This is a genomic window from uncultured Caballeronia sp., from assembly GCF_964243625.1.
Lineage (GTDB): Bacteria > Pseudomonadota > Gammaproteobacteria > Burkholderiales > Burkholderiaceae > Caballeronia.
The window spans coordinates 1-4,926 of record NZ_CAXTGZ010000462.1 but is presented as its reverse complement, the minus strand read 5'-3'; the positions used below and the strand labels follow the sequence as shown (position 1 = coordinate 4,926).

General features: G+C 60.0%; 5 protein-coding genes and 1 pseudogene. 1 reads left to right on the top strand and 5 read right to left on the bottom strand.

Annotated elements, in window-relative coordinates; all coding sequences use genetic code 11:
- From ACFFAR_RS24720 to ACFFAR_RS24710, 3 genes are all read right to left on the bottom strand, one after another.
- The coding region (locus ACFFAR_RS24720; RefSeq protein WP_174365540.1) for an FAD-dependent oxidoreductase at positions 1-1,371 on the bottom strand (1,371 nt) is incomplete at its 3' end.
- Positions 1,372-1,748: 377 nt separating this feature from the next.
- Positions 1,749-2,387: a putative colanic acid biosynthesis acetyltransferase gene (locus ACFFAR_RS24715; RefSeq protein WP_375508627.1), complete on the bottom strand. Its 639-nt coding sequence runs from the start codon at positions 2,385-2,387 to the stop codon at positions 1,749-1,751.
- 56 nt (positions 2,388-2,443) lie between these two features.
- Positions 2,444-2,638, bottom strand: a complete 195-nt coding sequence (locus ACFFAR_RS24710; RefSeq protein WP_144022224.1) for a hypothetical protein — start codon at positions 2,636-2,638, stop codon at positions 2,444-2,446.
- Here ACFFAR_RS24710 and ACFFAR_RS24705 point away from each other — a divergent pair.
- Positions 2,637-3,101: a hypothetical protein gene (locus tag ACFFAR_RS24705; protein WP_144022225.1), complete on the top strand. Its 465-nt coding sequence runs from the start codon at positions 2,637-2,639 to the stop codon at positions 3,099-3,101. The two genes, ACFFAR_RS24710 and ACFFAR_RS24705, sit on opposite strands and share 2 nt — an antisense overlap.
- Positions 3,102-3,179: 78 nt before the next feature.
- Here the strand turns inward: ACFFAR_RS24705 and ACFFAR_RS24700 are convergent, their stop codons facing one another.
- A complete protein-coding gene (locus tag ACFFAR_RS24700) occupies positions 3,180-4,514 on the bottom strand; it encodes a glycosyltransferase WbuB (protein WP_375508626.1) in 1,335 nt (444 codons plus the stop codon).
- A gap of 150 nt (positions 4,515-4,664) precedes the next feature.
- Positions 4,665-4,926 (bottom strand): annotated as a pseudogene (locus ACFFAR_RS24695) (glycosyltransferase family 1 protein); the annotation flags it as partial.

Below are 4,926 nucleotides of genomic sequence, written 5' to 3'. Positions count from 1 at the left end.
CAGCGGCTCGTCGAGTTGCACGTCGGCCACCCCCGTGCGCTGCATTTCTTCCGCGAGCAGCGTGACAGTACGGTCGAACGTACGCTTGACCAGCTCGGTCAGTTGCCAGTCCACCTTCACGCGATTCATGCCCAGCGCATCTTTTTGCGACGACAAGGTGACACGGCTGTCGCGATTCGGCTCGGCCTCGACGATCGTCTGGAATTTGACGTCGGTGATGAGCGGACGCGGCTGCAACAGTCGCGCAAGACCGAAGCACGCAGTGTCCACAGGATGCGACGCCATGGTCAGCAGGTCCTGCGAAAAACTCCAGCCAGGCTGATCCTTTTGCAAGACGGCCTGCTTGCATCGGATCAACGCTTCAGCGCCTTCCGTGTTCTCGCCGCGAAACACCGAGTAGAACCACACGCGCGCATTGAGCAAACGCTCGCGCTCGAGCACCTTTTGCGTCAATGCGAACTGGGACGAGATGAACTGTCCATGCGCCGACACCGATGCATTCTGATAGTGATACTTGATGTCGTAGAGCTTGTTGCGCGCCCACGGCTTCTTGAACTTGATGCTGCCCTGCATGGTGCGCGGATGGTCCATGAAGTAGCGGCCGACCACATCGTTGCCGTTCCCGAGCCCTTCCGCCTGCACCTTGTTCGACGCAAGCAGCAACCGCGCATTCTCGATACCACCCGTCGCCAGGATGAAGATCTTCGCGGAGACAGAAAACCGCCGGCCGCTCAACGTGCCGACATCGATCTGCGAAACATGCCTCGCTTCGCTGTCGGTGCCGATGTTCATCGCGTTCGCGTTGAGAAACACGCGCACATGCGACGACTCGCCGAGCACGGCCTTGTACACCTTGCCAAAGCGCACCGGCGGGCTGAACTGGGAGATCGTGTCGCGGATCGTGCCGCTTGGCAGCGGATGACGCTTCACATCGTCACGGCCGATGGCCGCTTCCCAGTACGCCGGGTCGAAATTGTTTTCGCCGAGCTTGAGCAACGCATGCGTGCGGGCATAGTAAGGACGCAACTCGTCGAGTCCGAATGGCCAGCCGCTATCCTTCACCCAATCGCGTTTTTCGAAGTCCCACGAATCGAGCGGACGGCACCAGCCGCCCCAGCAATTGCTGCTGCCGCCAAGAAAGCGGCTGCGGCTGCCGTCGGCATACGTATAAGGAATACCTACGTTCTCGCCGCGATACAAATCGCGCGTGGCGTCGTCCGGCTTGTACCCACCGCTTTCCAGCAGGACGGTATCGACGCCTTGCTTATCCAACTCGAGCGCAAGCGTGATCCCCGCGACCCCTGCCCCGATGATGCAGACGGTCGTCTTCACTACCGCGTTCTGCTCTACATTCCGGCTGTCAATGAACATCCCCGTGCTCCCTCTCGTGTGCAGCGCTTCGCCAAATCGTCTTGCCGGCTTATCCGCTGTCGCCACCCGTTATAGAAACGCTTCGCTGCCGTAGCGCGTCGCGCGGTCCGCTGTACCGCTGTACCGCCGGCGCCGGACAGAACCCGGCCATCTTTCATCTAACGAAACATCACACGAGTCCGAACAGTCCACATGCAGTCTGGAGATCATCCCAGCCAGATCGACCAGCCTTATCAGCCAGTCTTACCTGCGTGTAATAGTCGTAGGACGCGCGCTTCGTTACCCGCCAAGATAAAGGCACATGCGGCCAAGCGCGCTGGTCTACGCGCGCGGCACATTGCGAATGAAACCCTGCATGAATACGGCCCCGTTTTAGCTCAGGCGGTGAAACGTTTCCTGATAAACCGTACCGGATTGCCGCCATACACACCTTCTGCTTCAAGCGACCGATGTACCACTGACAGCGGCGTCACCACTGTCGAGCGGCCGATGGTCACACCCATTTGTACGATGCATTTCGATGTGATCCACACACCGTCCTCGATCACGATCGGCTTGACATGCAAATCCATGTTCGTCGCGAGATCGTGTGAGCCGGTCGTGAGAAATGCGTCTTGTGAGATGCAGACATTCGAGCCAATGCGAATCGAAGTCTGGTTGTAGATCCAGGCGTTCACGCCGAACCAGCAGTTGTCGCCCACTTCCAGATTCCACGGCGCCTTCACGCGGATCGGATGCGGCATGCGGCATCCGACGCCAATGCGCGCGCCAAAGCGGCGCAGCAGCCAGACGCGTACGGCGGATACCGGTATGAACTTGTTGTTGATGATCGCGGCTTCGAGGAAGAACCACACGACTTCCGTCAACGCGCCGCGTTTCGCGACGTAGTTGCCCTTGCCCGCCAGGCTCAGGTCGACGACACGGGCGTTGCCTACGGCCGCCCCTGCTGAAGCATGGCGAATGCCCTCTTCAGCAATATCCTCTTCGATGCAATGTTCGTCGATTGTTCTGTGCATGTTTGCCGGCCCCCGAGCCCGTAGCGGTGAGTGCATTGCAGCACCGCATGAAACGATTATGGTCGATGCGTCTTGTTGTTCTGGTGCGCCAGCCCACTAATGGCCGCAAGGGAAAGACTTTTGGCGGCATCTGCATGACCGGAAAGCGAAAGATTTGCTACCTTGAAACAAGGGGTGCCGGCCGCTATACAGCGCTGCAAGTTTGGGATAACAATCTGCTTCATCTTGAGCGATACATCGGAGTGCGTCATGAAATCATCTATTCGCAGGCTAACGGGTCAACGCGTATTGGCCATGCTTCTCGCTGGTGCAGCGTGGTCCGCTTTGCCGGCCGCGCATGCAGCTGCCGGCGACGCCGGCACGCGTGACTACGCGGCCGAAGACAAGCTGCTGGGGGGCCCGTCATCGTATGCCGGGTATGCCGATCCCTACGGCCAGGCGCCGAACGCAAATGGCAACGGCGCGAAAAACGGCGCGAAAGCGGGCACCGCCACCACGTCTGCCGAGACCATGATGAACAACAATGCGGACCCCGCGCAAACCAATGCATCGTTTGTCAAGCCGGGCACGGTCGTCATGAAACGCGGCGCTCGGGTACAGGACGCGAACGGCAAGATCGTCGCCACGCCCGATACCGCCGCACAATCCGTGTACGGCGCGAACGGCGTCAAGGTTGCACGCAAGCCATTGGAGATCTACAAGTCGCCGTATTGAAGAAGACGAACATACCCGCGGCAAATAGAAAAGCCGCCCGGCAAACATGCATCGGGCGGCTTGAAAATCCGGCATACATCAATCGATCTTCTCGATCTCCACGAGCTTCACCGCGGCACTCGCCTTGGGTGCGGCAACCCCTGAATTTCCCGTCTTGACGTCCTTGCGCTCCACCGTCCGCACGCCGGCACGTTCTCCCCGGAGCGTGCGCAACTTGTCGTCGAGCCGTCCGAGCACCCACGCCGGCGACAGATGCAGTTCCGCAAACACCCGGCCCTCTGCGCCGAGCGCTGCACGTTGCTCCGGGTTGGCCACCAGCGATTCGATCGCGGCAGCCAGCGCATCGACATTCTCGGGCGGCACGACCACACCACGCGATGAAACCACGTTATGCAATTCGGTTCCCGGGCGAGCCATTGCAATCACGACGCGCCCACTTGCGAACATGCCCGTGAGCTTGGACGGCATCACGAGATCTGCCGCATCGCCGCGTTGCGGGAGCACGTGGATATCGGCGAGATTGAGCAGTTCGTTCAGGCGTTCGACCGGCTGCAGCGCAATGAACCTGCAGTTGCTCAGGTTCTCGCAGGATTTCTCCAGGTCAGCTTTGGTCGCACCGTTGCCGCAAAAGACGAACGTGATGTCCTCGCGTCCAGCCAGCGCGTGCGCCGCGCCCGCAAGCACTTCTATGCCTTGCTTCGACCCCATGTTACCCGCGTACAGAACGACCTTGGCGTTCTCGGGAATGGCGAGCTCGTCGCGAAACTTGTTCGCACGTTGCAACGGATAGATCGCGCTGATGTCCACCCAGTTTGGCAAACGGAACATCTTCGATGACGACACGCCCTTCGTCATCGCGCGCTCGATCATCTTGTCGGAGATCGTCGATACCATGTCGAAGCGGCACAGGATCGCGCGCTCCAGGAACCGTGCCATCCGGCCCGCGCGTTCGCTCTTGAGCAAGCCAAGATCGAACGCAGCATCGACTTCGAAATCCTGAATGTGCAGCCACGAATGAGCGCCCGTCATTTTCGCGAGCATCAATGCGGCGGGCGCGTTGAGCATGGTCGGCGCAATCGTCATCACCACATCGGGACGCCACCTTGCCTGCTTCAAAAGCGCAGGCAACGAAGCCGCCGCAAACGATGCAAGATGAATCATCCGCTTCAAGCCACTCGGGTGAGCAGGCACCCATAACGGCGCACGCCAGATCCGCACGTGATTGCGCGTTTCACGTGCATTGCGCCACGCCGAAAAACCCTTGGCGATTTTCCATTCCGGATAATACGGAGGCGCGCATACCACACGAACCTCGTGGCCGTGCTGCTGCAGCGTCTCCGCCATCTCGGCAGTGTACTTTCCCGTACCCGTCAGCTCGGGCGCGTAGTTCAGCCCGTAGATTAGGATTCTCATCTTGCCTCCACTTCCGCCGGACAAGCGCGCTCCGGCGAAACGGATTTATGCCAGACATCACTCACGGGACTCGCTCCGGCGCGTGCGCGTCGGGGCGACCATGTGTGGCTCTCTTGGTTGTTGGGTCGAAACCGGAAGCGGATGGCGCAGTCAGTCGCTGAGCATCATCGCGCAGCCCCTTGCAATGTTTGCGGCCGCGGACGGCGGGTCGAAACGCTGGATCACATCCATACAGCGCCTCGCCGAACCTGCGGTATCGGCGAATGCTTCTATGGACTTGAGCATCGTGCGTTGCAAAGCCGGTACGTCACCGGCGGGGAATGCATAACCCGATACACCATCGATCACGAGTTCCGGCACGCAGCCGCAGCTTTCGCTCACAATCGACGGACAACCATGGCTCAACGCCTCG

Bases quoted from the DNA above. Each gene is read 5' to 3' on its own strand.
- ACFFAR_RS24715 (WP_375508627.1), bottom strand. From the start codon at position 2,387: ATGCACAGAACAATCGACGAACATTGCATCGAAGAGGATATTGCTGAA.
- ACFFAR_RS24705 (WP_144022225.1), top strand. From the start codon at position 2,637: ATGAAATCATCTATTCGCAGGCTAACGGGTCAACGCGTATTGGCCATG.
- ACFFAR_RS24710 (WP_144022224.1), bottom strand. From the start codon at position 2,638: ATGACGCACTCCGATGTATCGCTCAAGATGAAGCAGATTGTTATCCCA.
- ACFFAR_RS24700 (WP_375508626.1), bottom strand. From the start codon at position 4,514: ATGAGAATCCTAATCTACGGGCTGAACTACGCGCCCGAGCTGACGGGT.